The 1,414-nt window shown below is 49.4% G+C and carries 1 protein-coding gene and 1 pseudogene; both read right to left on the reverse strand.

Annotated features, from left to right (window positions below; genetic code table 11):
• Positions 1 to 291, reverse strand: a pseudogene (locus AND4_RS18980) (flap endonuclease Xni); the annotation flags it as partial.
• A gap of 57 nt (positions 292 to 348) precedes the next feature.
• On the reverse strand, positions 349 to 1,414 hold a 1,066-nt coding region (ppnN, locus tag AND4_RS18985), incomplete at its 5' end, for a nucleotide 5'-monophosphate nucleosidase PpnN (protein WP_009844613.1).

The raw sequence follows: 1,414 nt of genomic DNA on the forward strand, positions 1-1,414 counted from the left end.
ACCTTGTTCCCACCACGCTTGTTGAATTGCATCCAAGCCTTTCAACAGAGGCTCTGGCATGGGTTTACGGTTTTGTTTGTAGTCTGGGAGGATATCCGCGCGCCAGCCTCGTTGCTGCTCGTGGTGATCGAACACCGCGATAATATGGGTTGGTTGTGCTTCAGAAAGGATGCGACTCAGCGTTCGACCAGTGGTTGTGATGGTTCTTGCTATGTCAGTAGGGTCGGGTTGCGCAGAGTGCACTCGGCGGATCAAGTTCAGGGCATCAATGATAACAAGGTGAATAGACATAATGACTTAGCAATAAAAAGGGGCGTAATGCCCCTAGTGTAACCAAAGCTGAGTTATCTATCGACCACCATTTTCTTGGTGGGCAATACGGTAACATGGCTCGTAAGCAGTATCGCCAGGAAGTTTCATGCGGTGCTGTGCCACGAAATCTTTCAATAGTTTATCGAGTTTCCTCATTAATACTGGGTCACCGTTGATAGTAAATGGACCGTGACGCTCAATTTCTCGAATCCCTTCCGCTTTGACGTTACCAGCCACAATGCCAGAGAAAGCTTGACGCAAACTTGCTGCTAGAACCTGTGGTTGCTGGTTCAAGTGGAGGTCTAAACTGGCCATTGCATCGTGTGTTGGCTCAAACGGCAGCTGGAATTCTGGCTCGATCTTTAGTGACCAGTTAAAGCTGTACGCATCGCCTTTTTCTTTACGATGCTGGCGAACGCCTTCCATTGAACGTTTCATGATACGGGCTACTTCTGCCGGATCATCAATCACGATTTGATAATGCCTCTGACCTTCTTCGCCCAGAGTATCGGCAATAAAAGTATCAATTGAGCGGAAGTAAGCCTCACTCTCTTTCGGGCCAGTGAGCACGATTGGCATCGGCTGATCGGCATTTTCTGGGTGCATCATGATGCCCAAAATGTACAGCAACTCTTCGGCGGTACCAGGACCTCCGGGGAAGATAACGATGCCGTGCGCCATACGAACGAAAGCTTCGAGACGCTTTTCAATGTCTGGCATGATCACCAGTTCATTGACGATTGGGTTGGGTGGCTCAGCTGCAATGATTGATGGTTCAGTCAGACCAAGATAGCGTTGATCTGTGTAACGTTGTTTCGCATGACCAATAGCCGCCCCTTTCATTGGGCCTTCCATTGCACCCGGCCCACAACCCGTACAGATATTGAGTTCACGCAGCCCCAGCTCATTACCTACTTCTCGAGTGTACTGGTACTCGATAGGGTTGATTGAATGGCCTCCCCAACACACCACGAGGTTTGGCTCAATGCCTGGCGTTAGCGCGCCAGCATTACGTAAAATACCAAAGACTAGGTTGGTAATGTGTGTGGCATTGGTGAGGTTGAGGCGTTGGTTATCTGCCAAATGCATGTTCACGTATACG

This window comes from Vibrio sp. AND4 (assembly GCF_000171815.1).
Taxonomy (GTDB): Bacteria; Pseudomonadota; Gammaproteobacteria; order Enterobacterales; family Vibrionaceae; genus Vibrio.